This is a genomic window from Lentisalinibacter salinarum, from assembly GCF_040706555.1.
In the GTDB taxonomy this organism is placed as follows: domain Bacteria; phylum Pseudomonadota; class Gammaproteobacteria; order Steroidobacterales; family Woeseiaceae; genus Lentisalinibacter; species Lentisalinibacter salinarum.
On sequence record NZ_JAPDRH010000002.1, the window covers coordinates 1,108,411 to 1,127,560 of the forward strand.

The 19,150-nt window shown below is 69.8% G+C and carries 21 protein-coding genes; 17 read left to right on the forward strand and 4 right to left on the reverse strand.

The genetic code is table 11. The annotated features are described in order from the left end of the window. Positions 1-2: 2 nt before the first annotated feature. Both ACJMKZ_RS08125 and ACJMKZ_RS08130 read right to left on the reverse strand, forming a co-directional pair. Positions 3-776 carry an ABC transporter permease gene (locus ACJMKZ_RS08125; protein WP_405232685.1) on the reverse strand — a complete coding sequence of 258 codons (774 nt, stop codon included), beginning with the start codon at positions 774-776 and terminating at the stop codon, positions 3-5. 2 nt (positions 777-778) lie between these two features. Beyond that, positions 779-1,741 carry an ABC transporter ATP-binding protein gene (locus ACJMKZ_RS08130; protein WP_405232686.1) on the reverse strand — a complete coding sequence of 321 codons (963 nt, stop codon included), beginning with the start codon at positions 1,739-1,741 and terminating at the stop codon, positions 779-781. A gap of 35 nt (positions 1,742-1,776) precedes the next feature. Here ACJMKZ_RS08130 and ACJMKZ_RS08135 point away from each other — a divergent pair, with 35 nt between their 5' ends. Continuing rightward, a complete protein-coding gene (locus ACJMKZ_RS08135) occupies positions 1,777-2,391 on the forward strand; it encodes a DNA-3-methyladenine glycosylase family protein (protein ID WP_405232687.1) in 615 nt (204 codons plus the stop codon). A 34-nt stretch (positions 2,392-2,425) separates the two neighbouring features. On the opposite strand, the gene ACJMKZ_RS08140 is transcribed toward ACJMKZ_RS08135, so the two are convergent. Then, positions 2,426-3,049: a hypothetical protein gene (locus tag ACJMKZ_RS08140; RefSeq protein WP_405232688.1), complete on the reverse strand. Its 624-nt coding sequence runs from the start codon at positions 3,047-3,049 to the stop codon at positions 2,426-2,428. Between the two features lie 125 nt (positions 3,050-3,174). Here ACJMKZ_RS08140 and ACJMKZ_RS08145 point away from each other — a divergent pair, with 125 nt between their 5' ends. From ACJMKZ_RS08145 to ACJMKZ_RS08165, 5 genes are all read left to right on the forward strand, one after another. Beyond that, on the forward strand, positions 3,175-3,762 hold the full coding sequence (locus ACJMKZ_RS08145; RefSeq protein WP_405232689.1) for a hypothetical protein: 588 nt from the start codon (positions 3,175-3,177) through the stop codon (positions 3,760-3,762). A 105-nt stretch (positions 3,763-3,867) separates the two neighbouring features. Further along, positions 3,868-4,296 (forward strand): large-conductance mechanosensitive channel protein MscL, encoded by a 429-nt coding sequence (gene mscL / locus ACJMKZ_RS08150; protein ID WP_405232690.1) that lies wholly within the window; start codon positions 3,868-3,870, stop codon positions 4,294-4,296. A gap of 74 nt (positions 4,297-4,370) precedes the next feature. Beyond that, on the forward strand, positions 4,371-4,850 hold the full coding sequence (rraA, locus tag ACJMKZ_RS08155; RefSeq protein WP_405232691.1) for a ribonuclease E activity regulator RraA: 480 nt from the start codon (positions 4,371-4,373) through the stop codon (positions 4,848-4,850). Between the two features lie 10 nt (positions 4,851-4,860). Continuing rightward, positions 4,861-5,769: an NAD(+) diphosphatase gene (gene nudC, locus ACJMKZ_RS08160; protein WP_405232692.1), complete on the forward strand. Its 909-nt coding sequence runs from the start codon at positions 4,861-4,863 to the stop codon at positions 5,767-5,769. Then, on the forward strand, positions 5,747-6,532 hold the full coding sequence (locus ACJMKZ_RS08165; RefSeq protein ID WP_405232693.1) for an NRDE family protein: 786 nt from the start codon (positions 5,747-5,749) through the stop codon (positions 6,530-6,532). The genes nudC and ACJMKZ_RS08165 overlap by 23 nt, the downstream gene beginning before the upstream one ends. On the opposite strand, the gene ACJMKZ_RS08170 is transcribed toward ACJMKZ_RS08165, so the two are convergent. After that, a complete protein-coding gene (locus ACJMKZ_RS08170) occupies positions 6,513-7,184 on the reverse strand; it encodes an alpha/beta hydrolase (RefSeq protein WP_405232694.1) in 672 nt (223 codons plus the stop codon). The two genes, ACJMKZ_RS08165 and ACJMKZ_RS08170, sit on opposite strands and share 20 nt — an antisense overlap. 163 nt (positions 7,185-7,347) lie before the next feature. On the opposite strand from ACJMKZ_RS08170, the gene ACJMKZ_RS08175 reads away from it, so the two are divergent. Genes ACJMKZ_RS08175 through polA form a run of 11 tightly spaced genes read left to right on the forward strand, consistent with a single transcriptional unit; the run spans position 7,348 to position 18,961 of the window. Further along, complete coding sequence (locus tag ACJMKZ_RS08175) at positions 7,348-7,827, forward strand: arginine repressor (RefSeq protein ID WP_405232695.1); 480 nt, start codon at positions 7,348-7,350, stop codon at positions 7,825-7,827. After that, positions 7,824-9,062, forward strand: coding sequence for an argininosuccinate synthase (gene argG / locus ACJMKZ_RS08180; protein WP_405232696.1), 1,239 nt, complete (start codon positions 7,824-7,826; stop codon positions 9,060-9,062). Before ACJMKZ_RS08175 ends, argG begins: the two co-directional genes overlap by 4 nt. Beyond that, on the forward strand, positions 9,059-10,123 hold the full coding sequence (locus ACJMKZ_RS08185; RefSeq protein ID WP_405232697.1) for a hypothetical protein: 1,065 nt from the start codon (positions 9,059-9,061) through the stop codon (positions 10,121-10,123). The genes argG and ACJMKZ_RS08185 overlap by 4 nt, the downstream gene beginning before the upstream one ends. Next, the gene (gene argC / locus ACJMKZ_RS08190; protein ID WP_405232698.1) at positions 10,120-11,208 is read left to right on the forward strand and encodes an N-acetyl-gamma-glutamyl-phosphate reductase; all 1,089 of its coding nucleotides are present in this window, start codon (positions 10,120-10,122) and stop codon (positions 11,206-11,208) included. The genes ACJMKZ_RS08185 and argC overlap by 4 nt, the downstream gene beginning before the upstream one ends. Before the next feature lie 8 nt (positions 11,209-11,216). Further along, positions 11,217-12,392: an aspartate aminotransferase family protein gene (locus ACJMKZ_RS08195; RefSeq protein ID WP_405232699.1), complete on the forward strand. Its 1,176-nt coding sequence runs from the start codon at positions 11,217-11,219 to the stop codon at positions 12,390-12,392. 22 nt (positions 12,393-12,414) lie between these two features. Then, a complete protein-coding gene (locus ACJMKZ_RS08200; RefSeq protein ID WP_405232700.1) occupies positions 12,415-13,422 on the forward strand; it encodes an N-acetylornithine carbamoyltransferase in 1,008 nt (335 codons plus the stop codon). Beyond that, the gene (argB, locus tag ACJMKZ_RS08205) at positions 13,419-14,363 is read left to right on the forward strand and encodes an acetylglutamate kinase (RefSeq protein ID WP_405232701.1); all 945 of its coding nucleotides are present in this window, start codon (positions 13,419-13,421) and stop codon (positions 14,361-14,363) included. The genes ACJMKZ_RS08200 and argB overlap by 4 nt, the downstream gene beginning before the upstream one ends. Beyond that, positions 14,360-15,547, forward strand: a complete 1,188-nt coding sequence (gene argH, locus ACJMKZ_RS08210; RefSeq protein WP_405232702.1) for an argininosuccinate lyase — start codon at positions 14,360-14,362, stop codon at positions 15,545-15,547. The genes argB and argH overlap by 4 nt, the downstream gene beginning before the upstream one ends. Before the next feature lie 48 nt (positions 15,548-15,595). Beyond that, positions 15,596-16,045, forward strand: coding sequence for a hotdog fold thioesterase (locus ACJMKZ_RS08215; protein WP_405232703.1), 450 nt, complete (start codon positions 15,596-15,598; stop codon positions 16,043-16,045). Beyond that, a complete protein-coding gene (gene lptM, locus ACJMKZ_RS08220) occupies positions 16,042-16,257 on the forward strand; it encodes an LPS translocon maturation chaperone LptM (protein ID WP_405232704.1) in 216 nt (71 codons plus the stop codon). The genes ACJMKZ_RS08215 and lptM overlap by 4 nt, the downstream gene beginning before the upstream one ends. A 10-nt stretch (positions 16,258-16,267) precedes the next feature. Then, positions 16,268-18,961: a DNA polymerase I gene (polA, locus tag ACJMKZ_RS08225; protein ID WP_405232705.1), complete on the forward strand. Its 2,694-nt coding sequence runs from the start codon at positions 16,268-16,270 to the stop codon at positions 18,959-18,961. Positions 18,962-19,150: the final 189 nt, after the last annotated feature.

A 19,150-nucleotide genomic window follows, 5' to 3' on the forward strand; every position in this document is an offset into this window, starting at 1 on the left:
CCCTACTCCCGGATGCCCACGCCCCGGTTCATCAGCACGAGGCTCACGGTGAACAGCAGTACGACGAAGCCGCAGACGATGAGGTAGGCGATGCCGATGGGAATGTCCGAGGCGCCGAGTACCCCGTAGCGGAAGGCGTTCACCATGTACAGGATGGGGTTGGCCAGGGAGACCTTCTGCCAGAACTCGGGCAGCAGCGAGATGGAGTAGAACACGCCGCCAAGATAGGTGAGCGGCGTCAGGACGAAGGTGGGAATGATCGAGATGTCGTCGAACTTCTTCGCGAAGACGGCGTTGATGAATCCCGCCAGCGAGAACACCACCGACGTGAGTACCACCATGGAGAAGGTGACGAACGGATGCTGCACCGTCAGCCGCGTGAAGGCCAGCGCGATGATCGAGACCAGCGCACCCACCATGAGCCCGCGCACGACGCCGCCGGCCACATGGCCCAGGATGATCGTGGCGTTCGACATGGGCGAGACCAGCATCTCCTCGATGTGGCGGCCGAACTTGGCGCCGAAGAACGAGGACACCACGTTGCCGTAGGAGTTGGTGATCACCGACATCATGATCAGCCCCGGCGCGATGTACTGCATGTAGTTGTAGCCGTCCATCGCGCCGATGCGCTTGCCGATGAGCGTGCCGAAGATGATGAAATACAGCGTCATCGTGATGGCCGGCGGCACGATGGTCTGCACCCAGATGCGCATCACGCGCGTGAATTCCTTGTACACGATGGTCCGGAGACCGACCCAGTTGGCACGCAGGTCCATGCTCAGGCCTCCGCCGCCGCGGCCCGCGCCGCTGCCTTCATCTCGGCCGCCGCGCCCTTGTTCTCCACCAGGCCCATGAACAGCTCCTCCAGCCGGTTGGCCTTGTTGCGCATGCTGACCACGCGCACGCCCGCATCCGAGAGGGCGGCGAAGACGTCGTTCAGGCTCTGGCGCTTCTCGAGCATCACCTCCAGGTCGCCGTCCGGGCGGAGCGTGAGCTCGTACGGCTCGAGCCGGGGCGCGGCGTCCAGCGGCTCGGCGGGCGTCAGCACGAACACCTCCCGGTTCAGCTTGCGCAGCACGTCGGCCATGCTGGCATCCTCGATGATGCGGCCCTCGTCGATGATGGCGACGTGCCGGCACAGGCTCTCGGCCTCTTCCAGGTAATGGGTGGTGAGGATGATGGTCGTGCCCTCGGCGTTGATCTTCTGCAGGAAGGTCCACATCGAGCGGCGAATCTCGATGTCGACGCCCGCGGTGGGCTCATCGAGGATCAGCAGCTTCGGCTCGTGCACCAGCGCACGGGCGATCATCAGCCGGCGCTTCATGCCGCCGGAGAGGTTGCGCGCGATGTCGTTACGCCGGTCCCAGAGCTTCAGCTCGGTGAGGTAGCGCTCGGCGCGCTCGTAGGCAAGCTTGCGGGGCAGTCCGTAGTAGCCGCCCTGGTTCACGACCGTGTTCAGGACCTTCTCGAACAGGTTCAGGTTGGTCTCCTGGGGCACGAGGCCCAGGCAGGCCTTTGCCTGTTCCAATTCGTCGTCGATACTGTGGCCGTAGATACGGACCTCGCCGCTGGTCTTGTTCACCAGCGAGGTGATGATGCCGATGGCCGTCGTCTTGCCGGCGCCGTTCGGCCCGAGGAGCGCATAGAAGTCGCCCTCCTCCACCTCGAAATTGATGCCCTTCAGCGCCTCCACGCCGTTGGGATAGACCTTCCTGAGGTCCCTGATACTGAGTGCACGCATAACGCGCCATTGTAGAACCTATGAGGAAGCGCCGCATGGACCAGCGCATCGACACGGCCGAATTTCCCCGGGAGGTGCGGGCGCTGGCCCGGGCCGCGCCCGAGTTCCGGCCCGTGCTCCGCCGCCACGGTATCCCGGCCTTCTGGCGCCGGCCGGAGGGCATCGAGACGCTCGTGCGTATCATCCTGGAACAGCAGGTGTCGCTGACCGCGGCGGCGACGCTGTACCGCCGCATCCGCGGCGAGCTGGGCGGCATCTCGGCGCGGCGCCTGGTGGCGGCGGGCCCGGAGCGGCTGCATCGCCTCGGCATGACCCGGCAGAAGGCCCGCTACTGCCACGCGCTGGGCGAGGCGGTGCAGAGCCGACGCCTGTCGTTCGCGGCGCTGGCGCGCGCCGGGAACGACGAGGCAATCGCCGCACTGACCGCGCTGCCCGGCATCGGTCCCTGGACGGCCGGCGCCTACGTCATGGCCGCCATGCGCCGGCGCGACGTCTGGCCGCCCGGGGATCTCGCGCTGGAACGGGCCATCGAGCGGCTGCTGCCGGAAGCGGACACGGCGGCACTCGCGGCCGGCGGCGAGCGCTGGCGGCCGCGCCGGGCGGTGGCCGCGCGCCTGCTGTGGCATTACTACCGAGCCGAGATAGTCTGACCGGGAGACTTACCCGACGCCTGCCGGCGGCCGGTCAGCCGAAGCGCCGGCGCGCTGCCTGCAGGCGGGAGGCCGCGGCCCTGAGCGGCAGCGTGGCAGGCAGGCGCTGCTGCAGCTGCAGTCCGGCCGCCCGCACGGCACGGCGACGCAGCGGCACCAGCTCCGCGCAGCGCAGCAGCTCGGGCCAGAAGCCGGCCACGGACGCATGCACCGGCCGCAGCCGGGCTGCCTGGGCATGGGCGACGGCCGCGAGCGCCGGTTCGTCCAGGCCGGCGAGTTCGTCGCACCAGGCCGCGTCCACTCCGCCGAGCAGGCGCGCCGCGAAGGGCCGCCGCCAGGCAAGCCGCCGGAGCAGCGACAGGCTCATGTAGAGCACCAGTTCCACGCTGGGCGCAGCCCCGCGGAACAGCTCGAAGGTGCCCGGATCCGCTCCGCCGCCGACGTCCACCGCACGGACGCTGCAGAGCAGGAACGGGCTGCTGGCAGCCTCGGCCCTGTGCGCGGGCGTGAGCCGCCGCAGCATCTCCCGTGCCGTGGGCTCCAGGCGCTCCAGCTGCCGCGCTGCGTGCCGGTCGTTACTGCCGAGGAACTCGAGATAGCTGCGGTTGATAGCGGCGAGATGCCGCAGATCGTTGTCTTCCAGTGCCTTGTAATTCATGTCCCACCCCTGTTTGCCACATCTATGACTTATTGACCATATTGGTCTATTTTTCTCATTTGTGATCCTAACGAAAAAATGATGTCATATATGTTCGAAAAATTACATAAATGGAGGGCAAATGGATGGAGGTAACCCGGAATCGCTATGAAACCGAGCGGCTGCGCTTCGAACTGGCGCTACGCATGATAGGCCACGAGGCCCGCACCCAGACCATCAGTCTGTGCACCGGGCTGTCCCACGACCGGATCCGCAAGATCTACAGCCGCTACTTCCCGGCTGGCCGCGGCGGCGTGCGGCGCCGGCGCGGGAAGTCGCCCCGCCAGACCGTGCCGTTCGTCCGCAACGCCGTGCACCAGCTCGAGGCGACCACGCTCACCTACCTGTTCGTACAGGGCGGGCTGCTCCAGCTCGCCGGCGACGGGGTCTACGCCCGCTGGCAGCGCCCCGACGTCGAATACGGCCACAGGGCGTGTCGCTCGTACGAGACCTACCAGCTGCTGCATCCCCGCTGCCTGTTCAGCTTCGAGTGGGCCTGGAACCTCCTCCAGGCGCTCAGCGGCGACGGCGAGCTGGGCCTCACGCGCTGCAACGACTGCGGCCTCGATTATCTCCACGACCGCTACGGCCTGAACTTCCATCAGTGTCCGGCCTGCGAGATCCGCACGGGGCGCAGCCGGCGGCCGGGACACGGCACCTTCGCGCGCAGTTGAGCCCGGCAAATCGTCCCGACCGGAGTAGAATGGCCCTGTGCCGGCACGCCCGGCGCGATAAGCGATAACAACAACACAAGCTGCACAATGCAGAATAGAAGGGGTATGACCGTGCTCGATGAATTCAAGAAATTTGCCATGCGTGGCAATGTCGTCGATATGGCGGTGGGTATTGTCATCGGCGCCGCCTTCGGCAAGATTGTCAGTTCTCTGGTCAGCGACGTCATCATGCCGCCTATCGGACTGCTGATGGGGGGTGTCGATTTCTCCAATCTCTACGTCAATCTCGGTCCCGGCGAGTTCGAGTCGCTGCTGGCGGCCGAGGCGGCCGGTGCGCCGCTCATCAAGTACGGCGTGTTCATCAACACGCTGCTCGATTTCGTCATCGTGGCGTTCGCCATCTTCATGGTGGTTCGTGCCATGAACCGCATGAAGAAGAAGGAAGTGGAAGCGCCGGCAGCCGCGCCGCCGGAGCCCCCCGCCCAGGAGAGGCTTCTCGCCGAGATCCGCGACCTCCTGCAGAAGCAGAGCTGATAAAGTCAGCGGTCGGGNNNNGTCGGGCCGGTCCGCGCGGACCGGCCCGACCGTCTGATCCGTAACGTGCCGAGATGACGATAAAGACAGCAGACCTTTGTGACCAGCACGCGGATCGCGTGTATATCGCCGACCCGATCTTCCGACGCTTCGGCGGCCGGCCCGCGTTCGGCGGGCCGATCACGACGCTGCGCGTCTTCGAGGACAACGTGCTGGTGCGCTCGGCCCTGGAGGAGCCCGGGGACGGCCGGGTGCTGGTGGTGGACGGCGCCGCCTCCATGCGTTGCGCGCTGCTGGGCGATCAGCTCGCCGCGCTGGCGGCCGACAACAGCTGGGCCGGCGTGGTGGTGAACGGCTGCATCCGGGATTCCGCCGACATCGCCGCCATCGACATCGGCGTGCGTGCGCTCGCGACCATGCCGCTGAAGAGCCGCAAGCTCGGGCGGGGCGAGCGGGACGTGACCGTGGCCTTCGCCGGCGTCGCGTTCGAGCCCGGCCACCATCTCTATGCCGACGAGGACGGACTCCTGGTCAGCGCCGACGCCCTCGTCTGACGGCGGGCTCATGACGGCGACCCTGTCCCACAACACCTTCGCCGGCGCCTATGTCGACCGGGCCGGCGAGCGGCGGGTGGACAAGGACTGGCAGCGCGACGCGCTGACCCGGCCGGGCACCGTCTTCGTGCCGGTCTGGCAGGGCCGCTGCCCTGCGGCCGAGGCCGACGGCCGCGCCTGGCTGCTCCGTTACGCGGATCTGCCCCTGGAGCCCCGTCTTGAAGACCTGGTGTTCCTGGGCGTCTTCCGTGATGCACCGGCCTTCGCGCTGGAAGTGGACGAGCCGGTGCTGCCGGCCGCCGGCGGCGTGGCGTACCGGGACCTGCGCACCCTCGGCGGCATCCTGCCGGCGGACGAGGCCAGCCTGATGGCGCATGCCCGCGCCATGATCCTCTGGCACCAGGCCCAGCGGCACTGCGGGCACTGCGGCGCGGCCACGGAGCCCGATGCCGGCGGCTACGCACGGATCTGTACCGGGCCGGAATGCGGCCGGCGCATCTTCCCGCGGGTGGACCCCGCCATCATCGTGCTGGTGGAAGCCGGCGAGCGTTGCCTGCTGGGCCGCCAGCCCACCTGGCCGGAAGGTCGTTACTCGACCATTGCCGGCTTCGTCGAGCCGGGCGAGAGCCTGGAGGAGGCCGTGCGCCGGGAGGTCTTCGAGGAGACCAACGTGCGGCTGGCCGAGGTGCGCTACGAGTCTTCCCAGCCGTGGCCCTTCCCCTCCGCGCTGATGCTGGGATTCCGTGCCGCCGCAGAATCCGGCGACATCGTGCTGAACGACGGCGAACTGGAGGATGCCCGCTGGTTCACCCGCCACGAAATCCGCGCAGGCTGGCCGAAGCTGCCGCCGCGCCTGTCCATCGCCCGCCGGCTCGTCGACGACTGGCTCGAGGAGGATGGCGGCAGCGACGTCGCCTGACATGTGTCTCATCGTCGCCGCCTGGCGTATGCACCCGGAGCTGCCGCTGATCCTGGCCGGCAATCGGGACGAGTTCCACGCCCGCCCCGCCGAACCCGCCGACTGGTGGCCGGAGCAACCCGGATTGCTGGCCGGCCGTGACCTCGAGGCCGGGGGCACCTGGCTCGGCGTCACCCGCAGCGGGCGTTTCGGCGTCGTTACCAACTTCCGGGAAGGCTCGCCCCGGGGCGGCGAGGTCTCCCGGGGCCTGCTGCTCACCGACTGGCTGGCGGGCGACAAATCGGCCGACGGGTTCGCCTCCCGACTGGAACGCGAGGAGCAGCGCTACGCCGGCTTCAACCTCCTGTTCGGCGATGCGGCGACGCTGCGCTACCACACCAACCGGGGAGCGGTGAGCCGGGAGCTCGAACCCGGCATCCACGGCGTGAGCAACGCCCTGCTCGACACGCCGTGGCCGAAGTTGGTCGTCACCCGGGAGCGCCTGAGCGCCCGGCTCGAGGCGGGGCGCAGCGAGCCGGACGACATCCTGGAGATACTGGCCGACACCCGACCCGCGGGCGAGGACGGCGAGGCGGACCCTGGGCTGGATCCGGCCGTCCGCCGGGTACTGTCCGCGCCGTTCATCCTCACGCCGACCTACGGCACCCGCTGCTCCACGGTGCTCGTGTTCCGCGCCGACGGCAGCGCCGAGTTCGTCGAGCGGCGTTTCGATCCCGACGGCGAGGCCACCGGCGAGACCCGGGTCAGCTTTCGGCTTGCCTGAAGCGCTCCTGCAGCCATGCGGAGATATCCGCGATCTCCGCCGGGCAGACGGCATGCGGCATGTCGTAGGTCTGCCACTCGAGGGGATAGCCGGCGGCGCCGAGGGCCTCGCGGGTCTGTTCGCCGAGCGCAACCGGTACCATCGGGTCCTGGCGGCCGTGGGCCATGAACACCGGCAGGTCCCGGTTGGCGGCGCTGCCCTCGGCGGCCAGCGTCTCGCCCAGTGGCATCCAGGTGGAAAGCGCGATCAGGCCGGCGAGGCGCTCCGGATAGCGCAGCGCCGTGTGGATGGCGATGGCTCCGCCCTGGGAGAAGCCGGCCAGTACGATGCGCGCGGCGGGGATGCCCCGTTCCTTCTCCCGCTCGATCAGCTCCACGGTGCCGGCGGCGCTCTCGCGGATGCCCTCCTCGTCCTGCCGGGCCCGGCGGTCGATGGCGACGATGTCGTACCAGGCGCGCATGCGCATGCCGGCATTGATGGTCACCGGCCGGACGGGAGCGTGGGGGAAGACGAAGTGCAGCGCCAGGTCCTGCGGCAGGCGCAACTCCGGCACCACCGGCTCGAAGTCGTGGCCGTCGGCCCCCAGCCCGTGCAGCCAGATGACGGCGCCTGCCGGCTCGCTGCCGGTTTCGATCTCGACGGTCTCGAGCATGTCTCCTCCCGTTGCGCGTGTGCCCGGTATCCGAGGGTCGCAATGATCGCAATTGTCGCGACACCGGAGCGCGCAGGTTAACCGGAAAATCATGCGCCGGCAGCCTTGACCCGCTATGCGCATTCAAGTACAAATATGCGCAAATTTATTCACACTACCCATCATGCCCGCCAGCGCCGAACAACAGATCGAGCGTCGCCGCGCCATCGCGGCGATACTGCGTGAGCGCCCCGTCGCCACCCAGGGCGAACTGGTGCGCGTGCTGCACCAGCTCGGCTTCGAGGCGACGCAGTCCAGCGTCTCCCGCGACCTGCGCATCCTCGGCGCGGCCAAGGAGGCCGACGGTTACCGGCTGCGCACGGCCGGGCCCGCAGTGGCCGGCTCCTCGACACCCGGCAATGCCTTCGACGAGGTGGCCGGTTTCGTGCGCGCCGTGAAACGCGCCGGCGCCAACCTTGTGGTGGTGCAGACCGGTATCGGCGCCGCCCAGCGGGTGGCGGTGGCGCTCGACCGCACCCGCTGGCCGGAGATCGTGGGCACGCTCTCCGGCGACGACACCATCTTCGTGGCCACGCCCGGCGCGGCGGCGAGCGCGCGACTGGAATCCCGACTCAACGACATTTTCGCGGAGCGAACCCCATGAATGCCCAGCCTACCTCTTCCGGCCAGGACTCTCCCATCCTGCTCGCCTACTCTGGCGGGCTGGACACCTCCTTCTGCGTACCCTGGCTGAAGGAGAACTACGGTCGCCCGGTCATCACCGTCACGGTGGATACCGGCGGCATCGACGAGGACGCGCGGCGGGAACTGGCGGCGCGCTCCGAGGCCCTGGGCGCCGCGGAGCACCTGCTGATCGACGCCCGCCAGGCCTTCTTCGACGAGGTGCTGCGCTGGCTCATCGCCGGCAACGTGCGCCGGGGCGGGCTCTATCCGCTGTGCGTGGGCGCCGAGCGCGGCATCCAGGCGGCGCGCATGGCCGCGGCCGCCGCCGAGCACGGCGCCGATACCGTGGCCCACGGCTGCACCGCGGCCGGCAACGACCAGGTGCGCTTCGAGGTGGCGCTGCGCACGTTGAATCCGTCGCTCGAGGTGCTGGCGCCGGTGCGCGACAACAGCTGGGCGCGGCAGGATCAGCTCGCCTACCTGGAGGACCACGGCATGCCGGTGCCGAAGTCCGGTTCGGCCTACTCCATCAACCGGGGCCTCTGGGGCGTGACCATCGGCGGCCGCGAGACGCTGGATTCCCGGGGCTCCGTCCCGGAGGAGGCCTGGGTGCTGTCGGCGGGCGCACTGGCGTCGGCCCGCGCGCCGGAGAGCCACCGCATCGGTTTCGAGCAGGGCCGCCCGGTCTCCATCGACGGCGAGAAGCTGGAGCCCGTGGCGCTGATCGAGCAGCTGGAGACCCTGGGCGGCAGCTTCGCCATCGGCCGCGGCATCCACCTGGGCGACACCATCCTGGGCACCAAGGGGCGGGTGGCCTTCGAGGCGCCGGCCGCGGATATCCTGCTGACCGCCCACCGGGAACTCGAGAAGCTGGTGCTGAGCGGGCCCCAGCAGCGCATCAAGGACACGGTGGCCGCCGCCTACGGCGACTTCGTGCACGAGGGCCGCCAGCTCGACCCGGTCTGCCGGGACATCGAGGCGCTGCTCGCCTCGTCCCAGGCGCGGGTGACCGGCGAGGTGACGGTCCAGCTGCGGCCCGGCAGCGTCTTCGTGGAGGGCGTCACGTCGCCATATTCGCTGATGGCCGCCAGCAAGGGCGTCTACGGCGAGGCGGCCGGCGAGTGGACGCCGGCGGACGCGCTCGGCCATGCCCGCATCCTGTCGCTCACCGGCATGCTGCAGACCCGCGCTGCCCGTCAGGCGGAGGACGAATGATGCGCAGCGTCGTCGTCGACAAGATCGCCTCGGTGGCCCAGCACCACGAGCTGGGCCGCGAGCTGCGCCTGTCGGAGGAGATCCCCTGCGAGGAGGGCGTGCTCGTTGCCGTGGAGGTGCTGAACAACAAGACCCGCTACAACACCATGGAACTCACCAGCGGGCGCATGGCCACGGTGAAGCGGGGCGACGTCATCGTCGGCGCACTCGGCCACCGCAAGGCACTCCGGGGCTATTCGGGCCACCTGCCGAAGACCCTGGCCGCAGGCGACACCGTGCAGCTGCTGAACATCGGCGGCGTGCTCGGCATCTGCGACTCCGCCAACCCGGACGTCGGCCCCCCGTTCGACTGCCGGGTGCTCGGCACCGTGCTCACATTCCCCTATCTCGGCGAGCGCATCGGCGTGCCCGCCCGGGTGGGCGAGTTCCCGCTGGACTACGAGGCGGGGCTCGACGTGCGCGGCGTGCCCGTCATCGCCCTGGCCGGCACCTGCATGGACTCCGGCAAGACGGCGGCGGCCTGCGCCATCGTCAGCCGGCTGCGCCACAACCGCCACCGGGTGGCGGCAGGCAAGGCCACCGGTGTGTCGCTGCGCCGGGACGTGCTGGCCATGGAGGACGCCGGCGCGGAGGACGGCCTGCTGTTCATGGACTTCGGCGTCGTCACCACCAGCGCATCGAACGGGCCGGCGCTCACCCGCTCGCTGCTGAACAAGCTCGCGGAGGAGCGGCCGGACGCCATCGTGATGGAACTCGGCGATGGCATCCTCGGGCCCTACGGCGTGTCGGCCATCCTGAACGACCCGGCCCTGAAGGACGCCTTCACGGCGGTGGTGCTGTGCGCCAACGACCCGGTGGCGGCCTGGGGCGGCGTGAAACTGCTGCGCGAGACCCACGGCATCGAGCCGGTGGTGGTTACGGGCCCGGCCACGGACAACGCGGTGGGCATCGACATGATCGTCGAGGACCTGGGCGTGGAGGCCATCAACGCCCTGACCGACGGCGTGCGCCTCGGCGACCTGGTGGCAGGCCATGTCGGCCTCGGCGGAGAACGCCTGTGAGCGCCCGGGCGGAGGTCACGAACCCGGCCGCGACCATCCCGACGCTGGTACTCGGCGGCACCGGCTACGTGGCAGGCGAGTTCCTGCGCCTGCTCACCGCCCACCCGAACCTGACGCTGGCCGCGGCCGTCTCCGGCAGCCGCGCCGGCGAGCCGGTGGCGGTCACATTCCCCCAGCTCGGCGCCGCGTACGGGGACGCCGCATTCGTCGGCCCGGACGAGGTGCCGGCACTGCTGCAGCGGCATGAGGAGCTGGCGGTTTTCTCCGCGGCCCCGCACGGCGCCTCGGCGCCGATGCTGGCGCAACTGCTCGCCGATGCCGGCAGCGCGGGCAGCCGCCTGCACATCGTCGATGCCTCGGCGGATTTCCGGTTCCCCGCCCGCGAGGCCTTCGAGGCGGTCTACGGCCAGGACCACGGCGCACCCGAACTGTTCGACGCGTTCCGCTGCGCGGTGCCCGAGCACCTGGCCGGGACCGACACCGACCATGCGGCGCATCCCGGCTGCTTCGCCACCTCGGTGCTGCTGGGAGCGGTGCCGCTGCTCGCCGCCGGCCTGATCCACCCCACCTTGTTCGTGACCGGCATCACCGGCAGTACCGGCTCCGGCCGCAGCCCGACGGCGACCACCCATCATCCGGAACGCCACAGCAACCTCTTCGCCTACAAGCCGCTGGCGCACCGGCATGCGCCGGAGATCGCGGCGCTGTCCGAGGCGGCCAGCGGTGTCGCCGCGAACTTCAGTTTCATCCCCCACTCCGGTCCGTTTGCCCGCGGCATCCACTCCACGCTGCAGGCGCCGCTGGCCGCCGGCGCCGACCGGGACGCGCTCGCCGCCGCGCTGACCGACTACTACCGGGACGCGCCCTTCGTGCGCATCGTGGACGGCACGCCCCGGGTGAAGGACGTGGCCGGCAGCAACTACGCCCACATCGGCGTGGCCGCGGACGGCTCCACGGCCGCCGTGTTCGTCGTCATCGACAACTTGCTGAAAGGGGCCGCCGGCGGCGCCATGCAATGGATGAACCGTCTGTGGTCGCTGCCGGAGACCGCGGGTCTCACGCAGCCGGCCCCCGGCTGGATATGAGGGCGCCCATGGAAGAGAACCGCAACGCCGCAGCCGTCGAGGCCGCCTGCACCCTGCCGGTATATCCCCATCTGCCCATCGAACCGGTCAGCGCCCACGGCGTCTACCTGGAGACGGCCGACGGCCGGGAGATCCTGGACTTCTACGGCGGCCATGCCGTGACCGCACTCGGCTACGACCATCCGGCGCTGATCTCGGCCATCGAGCGGCAGATGAAGACACTGCTGTTCCAGAGCAACATGTCGCCGCTCGCCGTGCGCGCGCGTGCCGCCGAGAAACTGACCGCCTTCGCGCCGGATCACCTCACCCGCGCGCTGTTCGTGAACAGCGGCGCCGAGGCCAACGAGAACGCACTCAGGATCGCCTGTCTCGCCACCGGGCGGCGCAAGGTGGTGGCCGTGGAACACGCTTTCCACGGCCGCAGCACCGCGGCGGCCGCCGTGACCTGGGGCAGCCGCAAGCGCTGGTATGCCTTCCCCAACCTGCCGTTCGAGGTGGTCTTCGTGCCCCGCGACGACGCCGAGGCGGCGCGCCACGCCGTGGACGACGGCACGGCCGCCGTCATCGTCGAACCCGTGCAGGGCGTAGCCGGGGCCTTCGACCTGGCGCCGGAGTTCCTGCGGGCGCTGGGCGACGCGGCGAGAGCCCACGGTGCCGTATTCATCGCGGACGAGGTGCAATGCGGCACGGGTCGCTCCGGGCTGCCCTTCGCCATCCAGCACGCGGGCGTCGCGGCAGACATCGTCACGGCCGCGAAGTCGCTCGGCGGCGGCTTCCCCTGCGGCGCGCTGCTCACCACCGAGTCGCTGGCGGCGGAGCTGCGCGCCGGCGACCTGGGCACCACCTTCGGCGGCGGGCCGGTCGCCTCCGCCGCCATCGAGGCGGTGGTGGACACCATTACCGGCGAGGGGCTGATGGACAACGTGCGCGAACGCGAAGCACAGATTCGTTCGACCTGCGTGACGGGACCCGTGGCCGGCATCCAGGGCAAGGGGCTGCTGCTCGGGCTTCGTTGCACGGTGCCCGCGGCCCGGGTGCGCGACGCGCTACTCGAGCGTGACATACTCACGGGGACCAGCGGCGATCCCGCCGTGCTGCGGTTGCTGCCGCCCTACGTAATCGACACCGCCCACGTCGAGCGCCTGGCGCGGGCGCTCGCCGACATCCAGATCTCCGACGAATGAACGACCACTCCGGAACGACAACATGAAGACATTCAACGACCTCGCAGAGCTCGAGCGCGAAGAGATCGCCGAGCTGATCACGCTCGCCGGACGGCTGGAGCAGAGACCCGAGCCCCGGGCGCTGGAGGGCAAGGTGCTGTCGCTGCTGTTCCTCTCCCCGAGCCTGCGCACGCTGGCCTCCTTCCAGGCCGCGATGGTGCGTCTCGGCGGCGGCTCGTTCGTAATCTCGCCGGACATGTCCATCCACGGCCTGGAGACCCGCCACGGCATCGTGATGGACGGCTCCGCCGCGGAGCACATCAGCGAGGCCGTTCCGGTAATCGCCTCGTACGGTGACGCCATCGGCATCCGCGTGTTCGCGGAGCGGCGCAATCTCGAGGAGGATCTGGCCGAGAAGCAGTATCGGGAGCTCGAAGCGCTGATCGACACGCCGCTGATCAACATGGAATCGGCGGTGAATCACCCCTGCCAGAGCCTCGCCGACTGGAAGACGATGGACGATCTCGCCATTCCGACCGAGGGCGGCAAGTTCGTGCTGTCCTGGGCCTATCATCCGAAGGCGCTGCCGCTGGCGGTACCGGCGGCCACCGTGCACATGGCGGCCGCCCGGGGCATGGACGTGACCGTGCTGCGGCCGGAAGGCTTCGAGCTGCCGGAGCCGATCATGGCGAAGGCGAAGTCCGCCGCGGAGGCGAGCGGCGGCTCCCTGCGCGAGACCGACGACCGCGCCGAGGCCATGGAGGGCGCCCACGTCATCTACGCCAAGTCCTGGTCGTCCACCCGCCACTACGGCGACCGCGTGGAAGACGACAAGCTGCGCCGCGAGCACGTGGACTGGTGCGTGGACGAGCCCTGGTTCGCGAACGCCGCCGAGGACTGCCGCTTCATGCACTGCCTGCCGGTACGCCGCGGCGTCGTGGTGGCCGACCGGATCCTGGACGGCCCGCGAAGCGTGGTGATACAGGAAGCGCGCAACCGCATGCTGGCCCAGATGGCCGTGCTGCACCGGATGCTGGGAGGCGGAGCATGATCGGCAAACGCGAACGGGCCATCGTCGTCTCGGCACTGAAGCATGCCGCACCCTACATCCGGCTGTTCAAGAAGAAGGTCTTCGTGCTGAAGGCCGGCGGCGACGTCTTCGTGAACCCCGCCTCCACCCGTGCGCTGATGGAACAGGTGGGCATCCTTTACCAGGTGGGCATCCGGGTCGTGCTCGTGCACGGCGGCGGCCCGCAGTCCACCGAGCTCGCCAGGGCGCTCGGCTTCGATCCGAAGTTCGTCGCCGGGCGTCGCGTCACCGACGCCGACTCGCTGAACGTCGCCGCCATGGTGCTGAACGGCCAGATCAACACCCGCATCCTGGCCGCCTGCCGGGACCTGCAGATCCCGGCCGTCGGCATCAGCGGCGTGGACGCCGGATTGATCCGCGCCCACCGCCGCCCGCCCGTTCAGGAAGGCGAGGAGTCCATCGATTACGGCTTCGTCGGCGACATCGACAGCGTCGACGCGGAAGTGCTCTCCAAACAGCTGGATAACGGCCTCATGCCGGTGGTGAGCCCACTGTCCGCCGACGCCGACGGCACGCTGCTGAACATCAACGCCGACACGGTGGCCGCCGCGATCGCTGCGGCGCTGGATGCGGAGAAGCTCATCCTCGCGACCGGCGCCCCCGGCATCCTGGCGGATTCGTCCGACCCGGGCTCGCTCATCTCCTATCTGGACCGCAAGGGACTCGAGAAGCTGCGGGCGGACGGCGCACTGGCCGACGGCATGCTGCCGAAGGCGGCCGCCATCACCCAGGCCCTCGAGCACGGCGTGCAGCGCGTCCACGTGATCTCCCACAAGGTGGAGGACAGCCTGCTGCTGGAGGTCTTCACCAACGAGGGCACCGGCACGCTGGTGGTGAACGACATCGGGGCACTCACGCCGGAGGAGCAGCACCCTTCGCATCATGCCGGGGGCGAGGCTTGAGCCGGCTCTGGGACAAGGGCGCGCCGCTCGACGAGCGGGTGCTGCGCTACACCGCCGGCGAGGACCACCGGCTCGACGAGCGGCTCGTCGCCCACGACGTCCGCGCCTCCGTCGCCCACGCGGAGATGCTGAATGCCTGCGGGCTGCTCGGCGACGACGACCTCGCCGCCATCCGCGATGGCCTCACCCGCCTGGGCGCGTCCCACGCCGCCGGCGAATGGCGCATCGGGCTGGCGGACGAGGACGCCCACACCGCGCTCGAGCGCCGGCTCACCGATGCCGTCGGCGAGGCCGGAGGCCGGGTTCATCTAGGCCGCTCGCGCAACGACCAGGTGCTGGCGGCGCTCAGGCTGTACCTGAAGGACGCCGCCGCCACGCTGGTGGCCGGCGCCGAGTCGCTGGCGGCGGCACTCGATCGCCTCGCCAAACGCCAGGGCAACGTCGAACTCCCGGGCTACACCCACCTGCAGCAGGCCATGCCCAGCTCCGTCGCCCTGTGGGCCGGCGGGTTCGCGGCGGCGCTCAGGGACGACGCGGAGGGGCTCCGTGCCGCCGGCCGGCGCATCGACAGGAACCCCCTCGGCAGCGCGGCCGGCTACGGTACGCCCGGCCTGCCGCTGGACCGGCAGCAGACGGCGGACGCGCTCGGCTTCGCCGAAGTGGAAGAACCCGTGACGGCCGTGCAGCTGTCCCGGGGCAAGGCGGAGAGCGGCCTCCTGTTCGAGATCACCCTGACACTGCAGGACACGGCGCGGCTCGCCGCCGACCTCCTGCTGTTCTACACCCAGGAGTTCTCCTACGTGAGCCTGCCGGAGGCATTCACGACCGGCTCCTCCATCATGCCGCAGAAGCGCAACCCGGACGTGCTGGAGCTCGCGCGCGCCGCGCCGGCCACCGCTCAGGCCTGCCTGGATGAATGCCTGATGGTCACGGCGAAGCTCACTTCGGGTTACCATCGCGACCTGCAGCGCCTGAAGCCGCCGCTGTTCCGCGGCATCGATATCGCCGACGACACGCTGGTGATCATGGCCGCGCTCCTCGACGGCGTGGGCTTCCGGCCGGAGAACGTCCGGCTCGACCCCGGCGTGCATGCGGCGGGCGAAGCGAACCGGCTGGTCACGGAGGAAGGCATCCCGTTCCGCGAGGCCTACCGGCGCGTCGCCCGGAAACTTTCAGAACACTGAGGACCTTCCGGTCAGTAACTCCGGGCCCGGCCCGGCAAGGGTAGCGACATGATCTGGTTCGGCGGACGCCGTCCCGCGCTGGAGGAAGTACAGAAGCTCCAGAAAGGCACCATCAACGAACACATCGGCGTCAAGGTCTCCGAGATCGGCGACGATTATCTTTGCGGCACCATGCCCGTGGACGAGCGCACCCGTCAGCCCTACGGCGTGCTGCACGGCGGGGCCACCGTGGTGCTCGCCGAGACCCTCGGCAGCATCTCGGCCGCCCTCAGCGTGGACCCGGCCCGCTATCGCTGCATGGGCCTGGAGGTGAACGCGAACCACCTGCGCGCCGTACGCGAAGGCATCGTCACCGGCACGGCCCGCCCGTTCCACCGGGGCCGCGCCACCCAGGTCTGGGGCATCGACGTGACCGACGAGGAGGGCCGGCGCACGGCCGTGTGTCGCATCACCATGGCGGTGCTCGACCTGCAGGCACGGGCGGAGGCCCGGGGATGACGGCCCCGCGGCTGCACCGGTCCGTCCGGCTCGCGGTGACCGTGGCGGCGCTGGCCGCGGCGGGCGGCGGCCTCGCCGGCTGCGGGCAGAAGGGCCCCCTCTACCTGCCGGGGGAGAGCCCGCAGCAGGTCGAACCGGGCATCCCCACGGGCGGGGGCGGCCCGGGCGCGACGGAAGAAGAGCCGGAAGAAGACGCTGCCGCGGAACGATGAGAGGGCGACGATGAGCGAACGCGAGAAGCTGGTGCTGGTCGACGGGTCCTCGTATCTCTATCGCGCCTTCCACGCCCTGCCCCCGCTGACCACCGCCGCCGGCGAACCCACAGGCGCGGTGCTGGGCGTCCTGAACATGCTGAACAAGCTGGTGCGCGAGGAAGAACCCCAGCACATCGCCGTGGTGTTCGACGCGCCGGGCAAGACCTTCCGCGACGAGATGTTCGAGGAGTACAAGGCCAACCGCCCACCCATGCCCGACGAGCTGCGCTCACAGGTGCTGCCCCTGCTTGAGGCCGTGGAGGCCATGGGCCTGCCGCTGCTGCGCATCGACGGCGTGGAGGCCGACGACGTCATCGGCACGCTCTCGCGGCGCGCGCTCGACCGCGGCATGGAGGTGCTGATCTCCACCGGCGACAAGGACATGGCCCAGCTCGTCAGCGAGGGCATCGGGCTGGTGAACACGATGTCCGATACCCGGCTGGACCGGGACGGGGTCAAGGAGAAATACGACGTCTGGCCCGAGCAGATCGTCGACTGGATCGCGCTGGTGGGCGACACCTCGGACAACATCCCCGGCGTGCCCCGGGTGGGCGCCAAGACGGCCGCGAAGTGGCTGAACCAGTACGACAGCGTCGACGAGATCGTCGCCGATGCGGACAACATCAAGGGCAAGGTGGGCGAGAGCCTGCGCGAACACCTGGAGGAACTGGAGCTCTCACGCCGGCTGGCCACCATCCGCGACGACGTGGAGCTGGATGTCGAGCCCGACGGACTGGCGCCGGGCGAGCCGGATGTGGAGCGCCTGCGCGGACTCTACCAGCGGCTCGAGCTACGCACGCTGCTGCGCCAGCTGGACGAGGCCTTCGGCGCGCCGGCACCCGCCGCCGACAAGCCGGGCACCGATTACGAGCTGGTCACCGACGAGAAGGCCCTCGACCGCTGGCTCCAGCGCATCGACGCCGCCGAACTGACGGCGCTCGACACCGAGACCGACAGCCTGAACTACATGGCCGCCAGACTGGTCGGCATCTCGCTCTCCGTCGAACCCGGCGCGGCCGCCTACATCCCGGTGGGCCACGACTACGCCGGCGCGCCGGAACAACTGGACCGCAAACGTGTGCTGGAGCGCCTGCGTCACTGGCTGGAAGACGAGTCGAAGCCCAAGGTGGGTCACCACCTCAAGTACGACGCCCACGTCTTCCGCCGCTACGGCATCCGCCTGGCCGGCATGCGTTACGACTCCATGCTGGAGTCCTACGTGCTGAACAGCACCGCCACCCGCCATGACATGGGCTCCACCGCCCGTCACTACCTGGGGCTGGAGACCATCCCCTACGAACGGGTGGCCGGCAAGGGCGCGAAGCAGATCACCTTCGATCAGGTCGCACTGGAGGAGGCGCTGCCCTACGCCGCCGAGGACGCCGACGTCACCCTGCAGCTGCATCTGCGACTGTGGGATGAGCTCGCCGAGACCGGCCGGCTGCGGGAGGTCTACGAGGAGATCGAGCAGCCGCTGGTGCCGGTGCTGACCGAGATGGAGGAGACCGGCGTGCTGCTGGACTGCGGGTTGCTCAGGACCCAGAGCCGGGAGCTGGCGGAGAAGATGCGTGCCGCCGAGGAGAAGGCCCACGAGATCGCCGGCGGCCCGTTCAACCTGGGCTCGCCCAAGCAGCTGCAGGAGATCCTGTTCGAGCGCCAGGAACTGCCGGTGATCCGGAAGACGCCGAAGGGCCAGCCCTCCACGGCCGAGGACGTGCTGCAGGAGCTGGCCGCCGACTACGAGCTGCCGGAGGTGATCCTCGAATACCGCGGCCTGTCCAAGCTGAAGAGTACGTATACCGACAAGCTGCCCGAGCTCGTCGGCGAGGACGGCCGCATCCACACCTCCTATCACCAGGCGGTGGCGGCCACCGGTCGGCTGTCCTCGTCCGACCCGAACCTGCAGAACATCCCGATCCGCACGCCGGAGGGCCGGCGCATCCGCCAGGCCTTCGTGGCGCCTGACGGCTACCGCATCCTCGCCGCGGACTACTCCCAGATCGAGCTCCGGATCATGGCCCACCTCTCCGGCGACGAGGGCCTGCTCTCGGCCTTCGCCGACGATGAGGACATCCACCGGGCGACGGCGGCCGAGGTCTTCGACACGGCGCTCGACGCCGTCACCGGCGAGCAGCGCCGCTCGGCCAAGGCCATCAACTTCGGCCTCATCTACGGCATGTCGGCCTTCGGCCTCGCCCGCCAGCTGGCGATCCCCCGGGCCGACGCCCAGGCCTATGTGGACCGCTACTTCGAGCGCTACCCCGGCGTGCGCGCCTACATGGACTCCACCCGGGAACAGGCCCACGAGAAGGGCTACGTGGAGACCGTCATGGGCCGGCGCCTGTACCTGCCCGAGATCAACTCCCGCAACGTGCAGCGCCGCCAGTATGCCGAGCGGAGCGCCATCAACGCGCCGATGCAGGGCACCGCCGCCGACATCATCAAGCGCGCGATGATCGACGTGCACCGCTGGCTCGCGGGGGAGGCCGTGGACGCCCGCGTCATCATGCAGGTGCACGACGAGCTGGTGCTGGAAGTGGCGGAGGCCGAGGCCGGCGCCGTGGCCGCCGGCCTGGTCGAGCGCATGAGCCGGGCGGCGGAACTTGCCGTGCCGCTGAAGGTGGACACCGGCGTCGGCGCCAACTGGGACGAGGCCCACTGAGCGGATTCTCTACCCGGCCAAACGCGGCCAATTCCCGCGACCGGCCGGGAACTCACCCCGCCGATCCCCGTCAAACGGTACCGAGTGGCCCCAATCCACTCACCCGCTGACCTCCCTCGGCGGGACTGCAACACGGTCACCCCAAGCCTGTTGCACACATGGCCCCGGCGCGTATCCCCTGTTTCAAAC

Coding starts and splice junctions, on each gene's coding strand:
- ACJMKZ_RS08170 (WP_405232694.1), bottom strand. CDS start 7,184: ATGCTCGAGACCGTCGAGATCGAAACCGGCAGCGAGCCGGCAGGCGCC.
- ACJMKZ_RS08140 (WP_405232688.1), bottom strand. CDS start 3,049: ATGAATTACAAGGCACTGGAAGACAACGATCTGCGGCATCTCGCCGCT.
- polA (WP_405232705.1), top strand. CDS start 16,268: ATGAGCGAACGCGAGAAGCTGGTGCTGGTCGACGGGTCCTCGTATCTC.
- mscL (WP_405232690.1), top strand. CDS start 3,868: ATGACCGTGCTCGATGAATTCAAGAAATTTGCCATGCGTGGCAATGTC.
- ACJMKZ_RS08195 (WP_405232699.1), top strand. CDS start 11,217: ATGGAAGAGAACCGCAACGCCGCAGCCGTCGAGGCCGCCTGCACCCTG.
- nudC (WP_405232692.1), top strand. CDS start 4,861: ATGACGGCGACCCTGTCCCACAACACCTTCGCCGGCGCCTATGTCGAC.
- ACJMKZ_RS08135 (WP_405232687.1), top strand. CDS start 1,777: ATGGACCAGCGCATCGACACGGCCGAATTTCCCCGGGAGGTGCGGGCG.
- argB (WP_405232701.1), top strand. CDS start 13,419: ATGATCGGCAAACGCGAACGGGCCATCGTCGTCTCGGCACTGAAGCAT.
- ACJMKZ_RS08215 (WP_405232703.1), top strand. CDS start 15,596: ATGATCTGGTTCGGCGGACGCCGTCCCGCGCTGGAGGAAGTACAGAAG.
- rraA (WP_405232691.1), top strand. CDS start 4,371: ATGACGATAAAGACAGCAGACCTTTGTGACCAGCACGCGGATCGCGTG.
- ACJMKZ_RS08145 (WP_405232689.1), top strand. CDS start 3,175: ATGGAGGTAACCCGGAATCGCTATGAAACCGAGCGGCTGCGCTTCGAA.
- argG (WP_405232696.1), top strand. CDS start 7,824: ATGAATGCCCAGCCTACCTCTTCCGGCCAGGACTCTCCCATCCTGCTC.
- ACJMKZ_RS08185 (WP_405232697.1), top strand. CDS start 9,059: ATGATGCGCAGCGTCGTCGTCGACAAGATCGCCTCGGTGGCCCAGCAC.
- ACJMKZ_RS08165 (WP_405232693.1), top strand. CDS start 5,747: ATGGCGGCAGCGACGTCGCCTGACATGTGTCTCATCGTCGCCGCCTGG.
- ACJMKZ_RS08175 (WP_405232695.1), top strand. CDS start 7,348: ATGCCCGCCAGCGCCGAACAACAGATCGAGCGTCGCCGCGCCATCGCG.
- lptM (WP_405232704.1), top strand. CDS start 16,042: ATGACGGCCCCGCGGCTGCACCGGTCCGTCCGGCTCGCGGTGACCGTG.
- ACJMKZ_RS08125 (WP_405232685.1), bottom strand. CDS start 776: ATGGACCTGCGTGCCAACTGGGTCGGTCTCCGGACCATCGTGTACAAG.
- ACJMKZ_RS08200 (WP_405232700.1), top strand. CDS start 12,415: ATGAAGACATTCAACGACCTCGCAGAGCTCGAGCGCGAAGAGATCGCC.
- ACJMKZ_RS08130 (WP_405232686.1), bottom strand. CDS start 1,741: ATGCGTGCACTCAGTATCAGGGACCTCAGGAAGGTCTATCCCAACGGC.